The sequence below is a fragment of the Paenibacillus silagei genome (assembly GCF_017874735.1).
GTDB lineage: Bacteria > Bacillota > Bacilli > Paenibacillales > Paenibacillaceae > Paenibacillus_AQ > Paenibacillus_AQ silagei.
Genome location: NZ_JAGGLV010000002.1, coordinates 278,849 through 296,086, shown reverse-complemented (window position 1 = coordinate 296,086; position 17,238 = coordinate 278,849). Strand labels below are relative to the sequence as shown.

Here is a 17,238-nt window from a genome sequence, read left to right as displayed (position 1 = left end):
ATTGAGAGAGCAGGAGGATTCAGCAATGGAAGAATTCAAGAAGTTAACAGGAATTGTAGCCCCGGTAGACCGGGTTAATGTAGATACGGACGCGATTATCCCCAAGCAGTTCCTGAAACGGATCGAGCGCACAGGCTTTGGCCAATTTCTATTCTACGAATGGCGTTTTGATGAAGCAGGGAATGACAATCCGGCATTTGAGATGAACAAACCGCGTTATGAGGGAGCCTCTGTGCTGATTTCCCGCGCGAATTTCGGCTGCGGCTCCTCCCGGGAGCATGCGCCTTGGGCCATCATGGATTACGGGTTCAGAGTGGTCATAGCGCCATCCTATGCCGACATTTTCTATAACAACTGCTTCAAGAACGGCATTCTGCCGATCAAGCTCTCAGAGGCCCAGGTAGACGATCTCTTCAGCCGCACGGCAGAGCATGAGGGCTACACGCTTACAGTGGATCTGGAGAACAACAAGCTGAGTGATGATTATGGTCTGGCCATCACCTTTGAGCTGGATGAGCACCGCCGCCAGTTCCTGCTGCAGGGGCTGGATGATATCGGCCTGACACTTCAGCATGCCGATGAGATTGCTGCTTATGAAGAGCGTCATGCAGCCAAGCTTTTTGCCTAAGAGCTAAGTTAAGTTAACGGCTGAAGCATATTTATTCTTAGTATTTACACAAAACTTCTATTTCCGGGTGTCGGAAATAGAAGTTTTTTTGCTATAATCGAGATATTATTGCCTGCGAAGGCAACTTTTGGGGATTATTGTCGTCTTAATCTTATCTGCAAATCTATCAATGGACCAAAGGAGAGGAAAGGATGAAGAAAGCCGGACAACGGGTGTTGCTTCTACTGCTGCTGCCACTGCTCCTCCTGTCATTCGCCGGCCACAAAGCTGCGGCAGCCGGAACAACCCCCGGTAAGATCGTGATGGACAGCAAGGAGCTTGCACTGCCTAAGGGGGTAATCCTCGAGAACGTGAATGGAAGCGTTATGATTCCGATCCGTGTAGTGGTGGAGAATCTGGGCTTCGAAGTGCTGTGGGAACAGAGCAGCCGCAAGGTAACTGTCCAGCAGGACGGCAAATCCGTACAGCTTGCAGTCGGCAGTACCACCGCACAAGCCGATGGAGTGAACCTGACGCTCAATGCTGCGCCTAAGCAGAACGGCGGGACGGTACTGGTGCCTATCCGCTTTGTCAGTGAGCAATTCGGTCTTAGCGTCGGGTGGGACAATACGGATAAGACGGTGTACTTGAGCGGAGGAATAACGGAGACAGCGCCAGTCGCTTCAGATCCGCTGCCGTCAGCCACCCCAGCTCCATCAGAAACAACCGAAGCGGCTCCAGGGGCAGTTCAGTCCCCGTCACCAACCACTCCGCCTCAGAGCGGCACAGAGACTCTGGAGGAATTGGACGGAAGTGTTATAGTTGCTCCGACTCCGCCAGCTACATCCCCTGTAGTGAAAGGGGCGGTATTCAGCGAGAACCGGCTGATTGTAGCCGCTGCCGGAGGAGCCAAGGCTACGGTTACGAGAGTTACCGGACCCGACCGGATCGTAGTGGATTTTGCCGGAGCGGCATTTGCCCCTGATTTCAGCGGGAGCTTCCCGGGCGTATCTACTGGAGGAAGTCCGCAGGGCAAGCTGGATGTGAGCGGCTACCCGCTTGTAACTGAAATACGTTATGCATTATTCAGTACGAATCCCCCGACGGTCAGGTTCGTAATCCAGACTACGGGCTACCAGAATTATCAGGTAAGTACAGATGAGAGTACAGGACTAGTCACAATCGATCTGAATGTAACGGGCAGCGAAACGGGGGCACCCGTGAATCCGGGATTCACCGGAAGACCGGTTATTGCGCTTGATGCCGGACACGGGGGAAAGCAATCGGGTGCGGTTAGCCTTACAGGCAAGCTGGAAAAGACCTTCAATCTCGCGGTCATCCTGAAAGCGGGAGCTATTCTGACGCAGGAAGGCTGGGCTGATGTCGTCTACACCCGTACATCGGATATTACATTGGGACTTCAGGATCGTGTGAAGATTGCCCAAGCGGCGAATGCTACGCTGTTCGTATCCCTTCATGCGAATTCACTGGATGTATCCTATCCGAACCGGAGCAAAGTTAACGGAAGTGAGACGTACTATAGCCGCAGTGAGAGCCTGCCGCTTGCCGAGATTATGCAAAAGCATCTGGTAGCGGGAACCGGCTTCAAAGACAACGGCGTCCGCTCGAAGAGTCTGCATGTCACCCGGGAGACCCGGATGCCTGCTATTCTGCTGGAGGCGGGTTATCTGACCAATGCGGGGGATGAAGCAGGCCTGTATAGTGAACAGCTGCAGAATAATCTGGCCCGGGAAATCGTAGCTGGAATTAAGGAATATCTTGGTTTGTAACACTGCATAAGCGGAGTTGTCTGTAACCGTACTACATACCTTTTAACTATAGGGAATACACAGACATTTCCACTTTGGTTGGGATTTATTCGCAACTTTTAAGTTCTAAAGGCGTCTACACTATGTCGAAGGTTGTCAGTTGGCATGCCATCAAGAACGCTCGATTGGGGGCGGAATACTAGAGTCTTAGAGGTGAAGAATGAAGAAATTTGCTTTTATGCTGTTGCTGCTGCTCTTTGTTGTGGTGCTGCCAGGGCATGGACAAGCCGCTGCTGGCCAGAACAAGATCTTCCTGGATGGCCAGGAACTGAATGCAGGACAAGACGTTCCGGTGGAAAATGTAAATAACTCCATCATGGTGCCGCTAAGAATGATCGCTGAGAACCTTGGGTACAAGGTGGATTGGAATCAGACAAGCAAGACCATCAAGATTGAACAGCAGGGAAAGGCCATTCAGCTGATCGTAGATCAGACTGCGGCATCCGTCGATGGCAAGACGGTAATTATGTCAACGGCCCCTCTCCTGCGGAACGGCACGACGCTCGTACCGATCCGGTTCATTGGTGAGCAGTTCGGACTTACGGTCAAATGGGATAACACGAAGAAGGTTGTAGATCTTATTACCCCGCCGGTTTCCGAGCCTAACATTGACCCCGAACAAAGTAATGGGGACGGAGGGACGGTTGTAGTGCCGCCGGGAGAACCCTCAAGCAGCCTGAGCATGATCAACGGCATCAGCTTCAATGAGAACCGGTTCACGATTGCCATAGACGGCAATGCCGAGCCTAAGGTCTCTAAGATCAGCGGACCGGACCGAATCATCGTTGATCTGCCGAATGCCACGTTCTCGGATATATTCGGAACAGGACAAATACTTGATCCTGACCTGAACGGGAACCTGACAGTTACGGATTATCCGGATGTCTCCGGTATCCGCTATTCGCTGTATAGCACTAATCCTTATACTGTCCGATTTGTAATTGATCTTAATACCCCCAAAAATTATAGCGTAGAGGTATCGGGAGATTCCTCCAAGCTCATTGTCATTGATTTGAACGCACAGGCTCCAGGCGACACTTCAACGCAGCCCGGCAACAGCGGGCGTAAGCTGGTTGTGCTCGATGCCGGACATGGCGCGAAGGATTCAGGGGCTGTTGGCGTTACCGGCAAATATGAGAAGAATTTCAACCTGGCTGTGATTCTGAAGGCGGCTGCGCTGCTGAGGCAGGAGAACAAGATTGACGTGGTGCTGACGCGCAGCGATGATACCTTCCTGGAACTGAAGGAAAGGGCGGCAATCGCCAATAACCTCGGTGCAGATTTGTTCATATCCGTTCATGCCAACAGCAGCGGATCAGCGGCTGCGAGCGGAACGGAGACCTACTATCAGCGGGACGCGAGCAAGGCTCTGGCCAATGTGATGCACAAGTATCTTGTGCAGGCGACCGGGCTTAGCAACAGGGGAGTGCGTTACGGCAACTTCCATGTGATACGCGAGACGAAGATGCCTGCGGTACTGCTTGAGGTGGGCTATCTCAGCAATAAGAAAGACGAGGCTCTGCTGTTCACTGAAGCACTGCAGAACAATGTAGCCGCATCGATGGTCAGCGGAATTAAAGAGTATCTCGGGATTCAATAACAACAGGCGGCAGCAGGGGCCGCAGAGTCGGATAAAGACCCTATATTGCGGTCAAAAGGACTTTGCGGTCCCTCCTGCCCATATTCATCTGAGGGGGTTAATCAAATGAACAAGAAATTGACATATGCAGGGATCGCTGCGCTGCTGCTTCTCGTAATTTCGGGCTGCGGCGACAAACCTACTGCTGCACCGGCCGATGCGTCCGGTCAGGATTCAACCTCGGTATCCAGCGGCGCTGAAGGAAACAATGCCGGGAATGACAGTACCGCTAGTCCCGCTGCCACACCGGCAGCTACAAGCACGCCTGAGCCTGCAGCAACGGTTACTCCGGCGGCTACGGAGGCACCGGCAGTGCCTGAGAAGCAGAGCCTTAAGATCAAGACGTATTATACAGACCTGCAACAGAACGACTTGATTCCTGCTGATGTCTCCATCACCTTCAAGAATGCGGAGGAGAAATATAAGGAAGCCTTCAAAACACTCCAGAAGAGCGATAATGCTGACCAGATTCCGCTGTGGAACAAGATTGAACTGAAATCACTTGAGTTCTCCAATGGACAGATTGTGATGGATATTCATAAGCCGGATGAGGCACAGCTTGGCGCAGGCGGCGAGGCTCTGGCGATCGACGCATTGTCCAAGATGTTCTTCCAGTTCGATGAAGTGAAAAATATCGATGTGCTGGTAGACGGAGAACAGGTGGAGAGTCTGATGGGGCATGTGGATCTTGTGCATCCCATCACCCGCGAGAACAACGGATTGTAGGCTATTTGGCAGGAATAAGCCGGATGGCTAACGAAATTAACAACATAGAAAATCCAGATAAGCCATAGAGAGGGGAATATCGAATTGTCCGGTCCAAAACGATTAAAGCGTACGGTTCAATCTTATTCTGTAAAAGCGGTATCTGCCGTTCTGGCCGGTGCGATGGTGCTTGGCGGGGCAGGCGCTGCCTTTGCCGACAACGCTTCAACCGGAGCAACCGTTGCTGCAGCGACTTCGCAGACGGCTGCAACTGGTTCAGGGATCTTCAGTGATGTCAAGACAGGCTTCTGGGCCGAAAAGCATATCTATAAGCTGGCAACCCAGGGAATTGTGGTCGGCAATAACGGCCTGTTCCGTCCTGGCGATTCTGTGACCCAGCAGGAAGCGGTGCTGATGGCGCTACGCTTCATGAAGCTGCAGGGAAATGTGAACACCAGTACCGAAGTTGCGCTGCCTAATGATTTCCTTGTTACGAACTATTATAAGCCATATGTAATCCTGGCCTTCCAGCAAGGACTGCTGGATAAGACCACGGAGATGGCTGCAGATAATCTAAAAAGCTCGTGGGGCGAGCGAAAGGCCAGCCGTGAATGGGTCGCTGAGCTGCTGATCCGTGCGCTTGGCCAGAGTGCATCCGCTTCTGCGGCTGCGGGACGGCCGACAGGCTTTGCTGATGATGCCAAAGTGTCCGCGAACAAACGCGGCTATATTAACACAGCGGTGGAGCTGGGACTGGCTAACGGGCTAACCGGCAACCGCTTCGATCCGCAAGGCGCTGTGACCCGTGCACAGCTGGCTACCTTCTTCAGCCGTGCTGAAGCGCATAATAGCCTGGAATACGACAATACGTTCAAAGGAACAATAAGTGCTCTCAAAGACGGCAAGCTGGGATTGTACACTAACGGCAATACGCTAGAATTCACTCTGAATGCCAATACCGCCTACTACACCAGTGCCTCCGAGAATCGCATCACATTGAACGAGATCCAGCCCTATACGAAAGTAACTGTAATTGGAGCCACCTATAGCGCAGCATATGTAGAGCTGACAGACTCGGCAGTTCAGGTTGAGCAGGCGGAAGGTGTATTCACCAAGCATACGCCGGGTATCATCTGGGTCGATTCCGCGAACGGATATGATCAGTATCCCTACGATTCAGGCACGGCTTTCCTGGATGTGAATGGAGCCGTTATTCAGCCTGCTTCGATTACCGCCGGCAGCAAGCTTACGCTGCTGCGTGAAACCTTCACCGGTTCCCGCAAGGTTGTGAAGGTCCAGGTCACTTCCGGTATTGTGAACAAGACGGCTAAAGGCACGGTTCAAAGCGTTGACACTGCTGCCAAGAGCATTACATTCAAGAATGCCGACGGCACAGTTGAAACCTTCAAATGGGAAGAAGGGACTACGCTGTTCAGCTCCCAGAGCTCTATTATTCAGCCCGCAGAGCTGAAAGCCGGTGCTGCTGTCTCTTATACCATCAAGGATAATGCGATCCGTTCCGTGGAAGTAACCTCGGGAGTGGAACGCATAGTGAAGGGCTTCATCTATGAGCTGACAGATTCGACGATAGTCTATCAGAAGAGCGATGGCACCCGTGAGGTTAATCTGCTTGCTACTAATCCGGCCATTGTGATTCCGAACGCCGTAAGTCCGGTGATGGCTGACCTGATTGCTGACAAAACAGGCGGAGACAATGTGCAGCTTACGCTGAACAGCAATGATCAGGTGACCAAGATTGAGGTGCTGAGCCGTCAAATTGAACAGTACACTGCTGCTACCGTTGTGGATTATAACACTAAGACCCAGTACCTGACCTTCACGGACAATAACGGCAAGGCTCATGTGGTCAAAATGGATGAGAAAACAAAGATGTCGTACGGCGGACTGCTTACCACTTCGCTGACCACGATGGGGTCCAGACTGGTGGAGAACCGCAAGATTGATGTGACCTCCATTAATGAGCGTGCAATGTCTGTTGATTTGACGACCAAATATTCCGGCACCCTGACGGCTATCAATACTTCGGCCAGAACGATTGTGTTCAAGCTGGGCAACGGACAATTGCTGACGATGTCTTATCCGCAGGCCATTGAAATGTTTGGCAAAAGCGGGGCAGTCATCACCGATGTTCCGCTCAATGTGCCGGTAACGGCAGTGCTTGCCAGCAATCAGGAGCTCATCTCTGTGCTGCGTGTGAACGGGTCGTCCCAGTTCGAGATTGCTACCATCAATGCGGGCACTAATAAAATGACCGTGAAGCTTGAGGATGGCAGCAACAGCAGCGAGCTGAACCTGGCGAATGTGCCGCTTACCAACGAAGCAGGCCAGAAGATCGCGCTGACTGAGCTGAAGGCCGGAGATTTCGTGAATCTCAGCTTCGACGGTTCCACACCGCTGTCCCTGCAGACGGTTAAACAGGTTGCCGGACAGGTAACGGCAGTGGATGCCGCAGCAGGTACGTTCACCGTGAAGGATTATACGGGAGCCTCCCAGCCTTTCACTGCGGGCAGCGGGGTGAGAATCCTCCGGGACGGTGTTGCAACGAACGCTCTAAGCGGACTTACCACAGCAGACCGGGTATTGGTGCGTAAGGATGCCAGCGGTGTAGTGATCATCTCCGTGTTCAGTCAGTTGAACCGGACGTTCGCCCGTTATGAGAGCGCAACGAATGAAATATTGACCAAACGCGCCACGCTGACTGAGAATTATACGTTTGGGCTTGCCCCAAATGTATATATTCATCAAGGTGACACGACTTTATCCGTGCAATCTCTCAAAGAAAATGATAATATTATAATGTATTTCAACAACGGCAAGGTTGTAGAAATTGTGAAACAATAATCGTTTTGGTGATTTTCCGTGTGAAACACCGTCTTGATCCTTGGTTTTGCCTTGGATCAAGGCGTTTTTTTTGAAATATAAGGGCAGCAGGGTGTTCGCTTGAACGCTATGAAAGTATACGATATAATGTATCTTTGCTTATATTTCTTCAGATTTGAGAAGATATGCTGTAAGAGAACTTGCAGTCATACCTGCTCCGTGGAGGGGACGCTATGAAAGCTGCAGAGGTCCGCCACATCCTGGACACTATCGGAGGCATGTTCCCTGATGCACATTGTGAGCTGAATCACAGCAACGCTTTTGAGCTTACTATAGCCGTGCTGCTCTCAGCTCAATGTACGGATGCAACAGTGAACAAGGTGACCGAGGACCTGTTTCAGAAGTACAAGGCTCCGATCGACTATATCTCAGTGCCGCTGGAAGAGCTGGAGCTGGATATCCGGCGGATTGGTCTATTCCGCAACAAGGCCAAGCATATTCAGAACCTCTGCGCAATCCTGATTGAGCAGTACGGGGGTGAAGTGCCGCAGGCCCATGATTTGCTGGTAACCCTGCCTGGTGTCGGACGCAAGACTGCCAATGTGGTCGTCTCCAATGCGTTTGGCGTTCCGGCGATTGCCGTGGATACTCATGTAGAACGGGTAGCCAAACGGCTCGCACTTGCGGGCTGGAAAGATTCCGTGCTGGAAGTGGAGAAGAAGCTGATGAAGGCGGTGCCGCGTGACGAATGGACGCTGACGCACCACCGGCTGATCTTTTTCGGGCGATATCACTGTAAGGCTCAGAATCCCGGGTGCCAGATCTGCCCGCTGCTGGATGTATGCCGGGAGGGCAAAAAACGTATGAAAACTGCTGTAATCAGGAAAGCTAAGGATCATACGAAAGCTAACCAAGAATTAGAGAAGAAGAGGATGGGATAGAGATGAAGTGCATTTCTGTATATACTGATAATTTTGAAGCGTTCTCTGATATTTTTGACCGCGTTGTGGACAGCCCGATGGAAGAGAACGAAGAGCAGGAAGTGGAAGGCATCACAATCAGCCATTCCGGCGATGTGCCTGAGTTCTACCTGGAGCGTATGTCCGCGAAGCCAGAGGTTGTCGTAATGAAAGACAAATCCCGTGGCCTGACCATTCTGCAGCACGGCAAAGTCTTTGAAATCCTGCTTCCCGTGCTGGAAACAGCTTAATTCGGTTGAAGTTGATTAGAGAGGTTGTCCCATAGCCACGAAGTGGCAAACGGGGCAGCCTCTTTTTTTGGCAGATAAGAATGTATATGTTTTGGGGTCCCCGCAAAGTACCTGAGTCATCACCTACGCTAAAGCCCCACTTTGTGGGGTTATTTTGAAATATAAGAATTTATAGGTTGCACACGATAACTTATCCTTCTATTTCTCGCTGAAACGGTACCGTCCTTTAAAAGGACGGCAAAGCCGTTTCCACTTGCGAACCCATATAAGCAGTATTTACGGGCGAGATTGGAATGCTATCTGCGAAATCTTGTTTTTCGTGAAGGTTTATAGCTGATTTTGTAAATGTGGACATTTGATTTGTGACGATCTGATGATAAAATATAATTGTTCTATTCTTGCAGTGAGATAAATCATACAAATGTAATAATAATGAAAGAAGCTATAGATCGCAGCGGAGGCGGGGATGTTGTGGGAGCAGAACGGGAAAGAGTGAAGCAGGTTACAGCGGGGTCGTCAGCGCTTAGGCTGCTTGAGGAGCGGCTGAGGCAATGGGGAGAACAGAAGAGTGCGCAGATCGTAGCGGATCTAAAGATCAAGGAGCAGGCAGATGAGCTGACACTCGCATTCTGCGGACATTTCTCGGCGGGAAAGTCGAGCATGATTAACAAGCTCTGCGGTAAGGCCGTGCTGCCTTCGGGTCCGGTTCCAACCAGCGCCAATATTGTATCGATCCGCAGCGGAGCACCGCAGGTGCTGCTTCATCCGGTGGACGGAAGCACCGGAGGGAATCCCGGGGTGATCAAGACTACGCCTGACCGGCTTCAGGATTACTGCCGCCAGGGAACTGAATATTCAGCGATAGAGGTGTGGGAGGATGTCCCGGTGCTGGGTAATCACGGGGTGCTGATGGATACGCCCGGCGTAGATTCGACAGACGAGGGCCATCAGGCGGCGACCCGCTCGGCGCTGCATCTGGCAGATGCGGTGTTCTATGTGATGGATTACAATCATGTACAGTCGGAGAATAATCTGGCGTTTGCCAAAAGCCTTAGCGACTGGGGCAAGCCGCTGTACCTGATCATCAATCAGATCGATAAGCACAGAGAGCAGGAAATTCCGCTGGAGGAATACCGGCAGCAAGTGGAAAGCGCTTTCCGGGAATGGGGGATTCATTCTGCGGGACTGTTGTTCACTTCGCTTAAGGTGGAGGAGCATCCGCTGAATCAGTGGAAGGATCTGCTGGCGGTGATCTCCGGTCTGCTGGAGCAGCGGCAGGGGCTGCTGGAGTACAGCTTGTCCCGCTCCATGCATCATACGGCGGATGCTGTCCTGGCGGATTATAGTGAGCAGGAGGAGGAGGAGCGGGCTGCGCTGCTGGAAGAGGCAGGCGGTTCAGCAGCGGAAGCTGTGGAAGCAGAGCTCCGGGCAACGATGCAGGAGGAAGCATCGCTGGAGGAGCTGCCTGAAGAGGCGCGGCTAGAGCTGCGCAGCAGGCTGGACGCCTTGCTCGGCAACACGAATCTGATGCCGGCCGATCTGCGGGACGCGGCGGGCGCATACATCGGGAGCCTCCAGCCGGGCTTCCGGCGCGGCCTGTTCTTCACCGCTGCGAAGCGGGAGAAGGAGCAGGGAGCGCGGCTGCTGCACTGGCACAGCCTTCAGCAGAGAGAGATCACTGCCCAGCTGGAGTGGCACACTCTCCAGCTCGTGCGCGAATGGGCGGAAGGCCTGGAGCTGTGGCAGGAGGAGGCGGAGCCTCTGCTGAAGCAGGCTTTCCCGGCGGTGAGCCAGCAGTGGCTGGCGGATCAGGTGAAGCCGGGGACCGGGGCTTCGGGCGAGGCGCTGCTTAATTTCTGCCGCACGCTTGCGGCAGAAATTAAGGCGCAGTTCCGCCGCGCGGTCCTGGCCTTCGGCGAGCCGCTGCTGGATGCGCTGCCGCCGCTGGTGGAGGAGCGGCGCGCGGAGCTTGCGCGCCGCGAAGCTGCCCTGCGGCGGCAGGCTGCGGCCCACGCCGCGCTGGCCGCCCTGGACCGCGCGGCTGCCGCCCGCGCGGACGCCCTTGCGGCGCTGCTGCCGCCGCGCCGCACCCTCACCCCCGGCGCGCTGCCGGGGGTGCCGCCCTTGGCGGCTGGCGCGCTCAGCGCCGCCAGCCCGGAAACGCCGCCGCGCGTAGCAGCGGCGGCAAGTCCCGGCGCCGCCCCGGCCTGGGCGGCGGGAACGGCAACGCCGGCGGGCGGGCGCCGCCGGCTGACGCAGGCCGCTGCGGCGCTGCACGCGGCGGCCGGGGTGCTGCGGAGCGAGCCGGCCATGGCCTCGGCTGCGCGCAGCCTGGCGGCGCGGGCGGAGGATCTCGCCGGCGGCCGCTTCACGATGGCGCTGTTCGGAGCGTTCAGCGCCGGCAAATCCTCCTTCGCCAACGCCCTGCTGGGCGAAGAGGTGCTGCCCGTGTCGCCGCATCCGGCAACGGCTGCCGTCGGGCGGATTCTGGCGCCGGAGGGCGGCTTCGCCCACGGGACGGCGGCCATCACCATGAAGCGGGCGGAGGAGGTCTGGGAGGACATCCTCCATTCCTTCAGCGTGCTGCAACTGCCGACGCCGCAGCACGACTCGTGGACCGCAGCCGTGGCCCGGCTGCAGACCGGCGGGCTCCATCCGTCCGCGCTGCCGCATGCCGGCTTCCTGCGGGCAGCTGCCGTCGGATGGGAGGAGTCCCGTCCGCTGCTCGGAACAGAGCGGACGGTCAGTCTGGCGGAATACCGCAGCCTGGTCGCAGACGAGAAGCGCGCCTGCTTCGTGCAGAGCACGGATCTGTATTATGACAGTCCGCTGACACGGAGCGGTATTGTACTAGTGGACACGCCGGGTGCGGATTCCTTACATGCCCGGCACACTGGTGTAACTTTCGGCTACATGAAGAACGCCGATGCCATCTGCTTCGTGACTTATTATAACCACGCCTTTTCCAAGGCTGACCGCAGCCTGCTTGCCCAGCTGGGTAGAATCAAAGACAGCTTCGCGCTCGATAAGATGTTCTTCATCATCAACGCCGCAGACCTCGCAGCGGACGAGGCGGAGCTTGAAGAGGTGAAGCAGCATGTGGCGCAAAATCTGCGGGCCGGAGGCTTGACCTCGCCGCGGATCTACAGCGTGTCCAGCCTGCTTGCGCTGGAGGGTAAGTCAAGCGGAGCGGCGGAAGTCTACGAAGCCTCGGGATTCGGCAGCTTTGAAGCCGCACTCTCCGCGTTCGCTGGTGATGAACTGCCGGGACTGTCTCTGGCAGCAGCCAGGGACAGCCTAAGCTCGGTGCGTGGGCGCGCGGAAGAATGGCAACGCCTTGCGCTGATGGAGGCAGACCAGCAGGAGGAAGGAATGAAGCAGTTCCGCCAGCGCCGGGAAGCGGCGAATCTGCGGCTGGCCGCACTTGCTAAGGAAGACCGCCCCCTCCGGGACCTGCGCCGAGAAGGTGCGGAGCTGCTCTATCATGTCCGGCAGCGGATTGCCTTTTCCTTCGGGCGTTCCTTCCAGGAGTCCTTCCATCCCTCCATTCTCCGGGAAGACGGAGGGAACCTGAAGGACATCTTCATCGCCTGCGGGCGGGAGCTGGAGCGCAGTATTCTGCGTGAACTGGAGCAGGAGCTGTGGGCAACGACCCTGCGGCTGGAGTCGGCAGGGCGCAGATTCGTGACCCAGGCGGCTACAGCGGCTGCAGCAGAGCTGTCCATTCCGGCTCAGGAGCTTCAGCTGCTGGAGAATCCGGATGAGCGCTGGCCGGCACCGGCGAAGCTGGACTGCGTACTGGCTCCGCTGGACTGGGCCGGACTGTGGAGCCGCTTCAAATCTCCGCGCCACTTCTTTGAGGGGCCGGGCCGGGCAGAGATCCGCGCGGCTGCCGAGCCGTGGTTCAAAGAAGCGGTGGCTGCGGCGGCGCAAGGACAGGAGGACTCTCTGTTGACATTTTATACCGATGCAGCAGCAGCCGCCTTATCCCAGGCTGCAGATCAGCTGCGTGAAGGCCTGTCCGAACAGGAGGCAGCCATGTCGGCGCTGCTGAAAGGGGGTGATGGTGCGCAGCATTGGGGCCGGATCGCCGAAGAATTACGGCTTCAGGAGCAGGCTTTCGCCGTTGTATAGGAAACTATAGCATCCTCCTGTTGTGGACAAGGCGTGTGTGAATTTGTGGTTGAGAGTTCTTTGAATGATGCGTGGAGTGACTTTGTGGCTGAATGTGGCTGAAGAGTCGCCGTGAGGAGCAGAAGAGTATCGGATCTCACCTAAAGGCGGAATGTATGTGAAAAACAGCATACATTGTGCTCTCACGCAAGCGCGTGGCCCGAATGTATGTGAAAAACAGCATACATTGTGCTCTCACGCAGGCGCGTGGCCCGAATGTATGTGAAAAACAGCATACATTGTGCTCTCAAGCAGGCGCAAGGCTCAAATGTATGTGAAAAACAGCATACATTGTGCCGGAGCGCAGGTAATCCCATTCATCCGTTAGGATGAATTTGTTCCATGCACTTGATAACATATCCTTGTATTTCTCAATGAAATGGTGCTGCCCCCTAAAAGGGACAGTAAAACCGTTTTCACAAGTCTGTTGAACAGCCATCTGTGAAGTTTGTAGGAAAATGTCGAAGAATGCTTGCAATCTGGTGGATGATGGATGAAAATAAAGAAGACTGAAAATTTACAATCAAACTGCGACATTTTACAGAAACAGAGAAGTCAGCAGACAAATTTGCGAAAAGAGGTTGGAGTCGACAATGTGGGGAGCTCCTTTATCAGCCCGGAGTAAAAAGCTGCTGCTGCTCGGCAGCGGTGAACTGGGTAAGGAAGTCATTATCGAAGCTCAGCGCCTTGGCGTAGAGACCGTAGCTGTGGATCGTTATGAAGCGGCACCCGCGATGGGCGTCGCCCACCGCTCTTATGTACTGGACATGCTTGATGCAGAGGCACTGAAGCAGCTTATCCGTGCAGAGAAGCCCGATTTGATTGTACCGGAGATTGAAGCCATTGCTACCGGAGCGCTGGTGGAGCTGGAGGAAGAAGGATTCCTGGTTGTTCCTACTGCCCGTGCTGCACGGCTGACCATGGACCGCGAAGGCATCCGCCGTCTGGCGGCAGAAGAGCTGGGCCTACCTACAGCAGCCTACCGGTTTGCTGACAGTCTGGACGAACTACGCCAGGCAGTATCGGAGCTGGGAACGCCCTGTGTCATTAAGCCGATCATGAGCTCTTCCGGCAAAGGCCAGAGCGTGTGCAGAACACCTGAGGATGCGGAAGGCTGCTGGAATACGGCGCTCGAAGGCGCTCGTGCGAAGGGAACACGCGTCATCGTAGAGGCTTTTGTTACGTTTGAGAGCGAGATCACACTGCTTACCGTCCGCTCGGTTAGCGGAACCGTATTCTGTCCGCCGATCGGCCACATTCAGCAGGATGGCGATTATGTAGAGTCCTGGCAACCGCATCAGATGAGCGGGGCGCAGCTGGAAGAGGCTGAGGCCATCGCCCGGAAGGTTACCGATCAGCTTGGCGGTTATGGAATTTTTGGAGTAGAATTATTCCTCACCGCGGATGGGGTTCTGTTCAGTGAAGTGTCCCCCCGGCCGCATGACACAGGTATGGTTACAATGATTACGCAGGATTTGTCGGAATTTGCTCTGCATGTCAGAGCCATTCTTGGATTTCCGCTGGAAGCGGTACGTTTGTTGACACCGGGAGCTTCGGCCACCCTGAAGACTGATGGAGCCGGACAAGCTTTTGCGGTGACCGGGATTGAAGAGGCGCTGGCCCTTCCCCGCACGCAGGTCCGGATATTTGGCAAGCCGGAGATCCGCCCGGGACGGCGGATGGCAGTAACACTCAGTTCAGCGGAAGATATTGAAATCGCGCGGATGACGGCCAAGCAGGCTGCGTCTAAGCTACAAGTGGAGGTATACAAGGATGAACAGTAGTACTCAGGAGCAGGTACTGCAAATTCGCAAATGCGGCATGAATGATCTGGAGAGAGTGACAGCCCTTTTGCGTGAATTCGGCTATCCGACAACGCTTAGCGTGATGAAAGAGAGAATGGAAGGCATGGAGCATGATCCGTTCCACTGCACACTCGTCGCAGAGCTCAATAACGAAGTTGTGGGAATGATCGGTTTACGGCAGGTGAAGTCCTACTACAAGCATGCCGATTGTATTACGGAGATTACCGCGCTGATCGTAGCAGAGGAGCTTAGAGGACAAGGCCTTGGCAAAAGACTCGTAGCTGCAGCGGAAGAATGGGCACGCCATCAGGGCTGCTGCCAGCTGTTCCTGCGGAGCGGCAATCGCGTTGAACGTGCACCTGCACATGCGTTTTACCGCCATATCGGTTTTGAAAAGACAACAGGCTACCGCTTCAACAAAGCCCTGCTATAATCCTATACGTGTAACCGAACATCCCCATCCCGGCGTAATCGGGATGGTTTTTTTGGGGGTGAAGCAAATAAGGTGCACTAATACCCCTGAATCCGCTGGCCCCGACTCTACCCTCTCACTAGTCATATTTCACAATAATCTTCTATTCGTATTTCCCCATACTCTTCGAATGCAAACAATATTTCCTTGCATAATATGTAGGCAGCCTATATAGTAAATTACCCTGCGTATGAGCTACCCTGGAGCGGGCTGCGGCCTTTTTAATATAACCATAGATCGGGCCATTTGAATCAGCTATTATAGTTCTGTGAACCTCCATATTCTATGCCGAAGAGGGATGAAGCATGTACAAATTAATACTCGCCGAAGACGAGGAAGATGTAAGAGAAGGCATTATCGCCCAGATTGACTGGGAGCAGTACGGCTTCGAGGTCGTTGAGCAGGCTGAGAACGGGCGGGAGGCGGCGGATGCGATCGACCGGCTGCTGCCGGATGTGGTCGTTACTGATATTCAGATGCCCTTCATGAATGGCCTGCAGCTTGCAGAATGGATACGCAGCCGCCATCCGAATACGAAGATTATCATTCTGACCGGCTATGATGAATTCGAATACGCCCAGAAGGCGATTAAGCTGCAGATTGATGAATATATCCTGAAGCCCTTCTCGTCCCAGGAGCTGATTGATGTTCTGCTGAAGGTTCGCGCCACGATCGAGACCGAGATCGCCGAGAAGGAGAATGTGTTCGTGCTGAGCGAGCATTACCGCAAGAGCCTGCCCGTTCTGCGCGAGCAGTTCCTCTCTACCCTCGTGTCCCGCCGCCTGCGCTCCGCAGAGATCGCCGAGAAAAGCACAGAGTACGGCATCCCCCTCACCGGAGAATGCTTCCAGTCCTCCGTGATCAGCATCGATTATATCCGCCCGGACCATTCTTCCGCCGTTCAAGCTCAGCAGCCCGTGTCCCTGCGGGATACCGGCGACCGTAATCTCCAGCTCTATGCTGTGCTGAACATCGCGGAGGAGATCTGCCAGAAGCATGGCTTCGGCAAGGTATTCATCCACCGGGATGATGTTGTGCTGCTCTCGGTCAGCCAGAGCCCGGAGGAGAGCGACATTACCGCCAGAACCTTCGCCATTCTCGAAGAGATCTGCCAGAATGTGCAGCGCTTCCTGAAGTTTACCGTAACCGCCGGGGCCGGAACCGTCTGCAAGGCACCGTCCATGCTGTTCCATTCCTTCGGGGATGCGCTGCAAGCGCTTGATTACCGGCTGATCCTCGGCAACAACCGGGTCATCTGGATTGAGGATGTGGAATCGCGGTCCAGCCGGATGCTGGACTATGATGAGCTGACCCAACAGTCGCTGATCCGTACGATCAAGCTGGGCACCATTCAGGAGCTACGGGAAGTAGTGGACGAGCTGTTCCGGGGACTGGATACGGAGCAGGCCTCGGCGCAGGATTATCAGATCTTCCTGCTGGAGATCATTACCTCCATTCTGCGGGTGGCGAAGGAATCTGGGAGCGGAACGAATGATTTTATCGGACCCGGCCTGACCTCGCTTAGCGATATGAATAAATTCAACAACCTGGAAGAAGCCCGGCAGTGGATTATTACCGTATGCAGCCGGCTGATGGATTCCATCGCTTCGGAGCGCCAGTCGAGCTACAAGCAGCTCATTGACCAGGCTAAGGAATATATCCGCAGCCACTATGAAGAATCCGATATATCCATCGGCAGGGTGTGCCAGCATCTGCATATCAGCACAGGCTATTTCAGCAGCATTTTCAAAAAAGAAATGAAGATGACCTTCGTCAGCTATCTGCTGCAGATCCGGCTGGAGGCCGCCAAGGAGCTGCTGCGTTCCACCGAGCTGAAGGCGTTCGAGATCGCCGAGCGGATCGGTTTTGCCGACCCGAACTATTTCAGTTTCTGCTTCCGCAAGAAATACGGACAATCCCCCAAAGAGTATAAGAACAGCGCGCGGGGAGAATAGCC

Annotated in this window: 11 protein-coding genes; all 11 read left to right on the top strand. The window is 54.6% G+C overall.

What is annotated here, in order from left to right:
• The first annotated feature begins 25 nt into the window (after nt 1–25).
• The 11 genes from leuD (at nt 26) to J2Z70_RS04570 (ending at nt 17,236) form a co-directional block, all read left to right on the top strand.
• On the top strand, nt 26–628 hold the full coding sequence (leuD, locus tag J2Z70_RS04620; RefSeq protein WP_209869901.1) for a 3-isopropylmalate dehydratase small subunit: 603 nt from the start codon (nt 26–28) through the stop codon (nt 626–628).
• A gap of 191 nt (nt 629–819) precedes the next feature.
• Complete coding sequence (locus J2Z70_RS04615) at nt 820–2,397, top strand: N-acetylmuramoyl-L-alanine amidase (protein WP_209869898.1); 1,578 nt, start codon at nt 820–822, stop codon at nt 2,395–2,397.
• A gap of 199 nt (nt 2,398–2,596) precedes the next feature.
• Nucleotides 2,597–4,036 (top strand): N-acetylmuramoyl-L-alanine amidase family protein, encoded by a 1,440-nt coding sequence (locus J2Z70_RS04610; protein ID WP_036727191.1) that lies wholly within the window; start codon nt 2,597–2,599, stop codon nt 4,034–4,036.
• A 105-nt stretch (nt 4,037–4,141) separates the two neighbouring features.
• Nucleotides 4,142–4,801, top strand: coding sequence for a GerMN domain-containing protein (locus J2Z70_RS04605; protein WP_209869895.1), 660 nt, complete (start codon nt 4,142–4,144; stop codon nt 4,799–4,801).
• An 84-nt stretch (nt 4,802–4,885) separates the two neighbouring features.
• Nucleotides 4,886–7,642 (top strand): S-layer homology domain-containing protein, encoded by a 2,757-nt coding sequence (locus tag J2Z70_RS04600; RefSeq protein WP_209869892.1) that lies wholly within the window; start codon nt 4,886–4,888, stop codon nt 7,640–7,642.
• 212 nt (nt 7,643–7,854) lie between these two features.
• Nucleotides 7,855–8,562, top strand: coding sequence for an endonuclease III (gene nth / locus J2Z70_RS04595; protein WP_036697993.1), 708 nt, complete (start codon nt 7,855–7,857; stop codon nt 8,560–8,562).
• Between the two features lie 2 nt (nt 8,563–8,564).
• Complete coding sequence (locus J2Z70_RS04590; RefSeq protein ID WP_036697991.1) at nt 8,565–8,831, top strand: hypothetical protein; 267 nt, start codon at nt 8,565–8,567, stop codon at nt 8,829–8,831.
• A 432-nt stretch (nt 8,832–9,263) separates the two neighbouring features.
• A complete protein-coding gene (locus J2Z70_RS04585) occupies nt 9,264–12,965 on the top strand; it encodes a dynamin family protein (protein WP_209869888.1) in 3,702 nt (1,233 codons plus the stop codon).
• A 632-nt stretch (nt 12,966–13,597) separates the two neighbouring features.
• Entirely contained in the window at nt 13,598–14,788 is a 1,191-nt protein-coding gene (gene purT / locus J2Z70_RS04580) for a formate-dependent phosphoribosylglycinamide formyltransferase (protein WP_209870218.1), read from the top strand.
• Nucleotides 14,778–15,242: a GNAT family N-acetyltransferase gene (locus J2Z70_RS04575; RefSeq protein ID WP_076079220.1), complete on the top strand. Its 465-nt coding sequence runs from the start codon at nt 14,778–14,780 to the stop codon at nt 15,240–15,242. The genes purT and J2Z70_RS04575 overlap by 11 nt, the downstream gene beginning before the upstream one ends.
• 344 nt (nt 15,243–15,586) lie before the next feature.
• Nucleotides 15,587–17,236 (top strand): response regulator transcription factor, encoded by a 1,650-nt coding sequence (locus J2Z70_RS04570; protein ID WP_209869885.1) that lies wholly within the window; start codon nt 15,587–15,589, stop codon nt 17,234–17,236.
• The last annotated feature ends 2 nt before the right edge of the window (nt 17,237–17,238 follow it).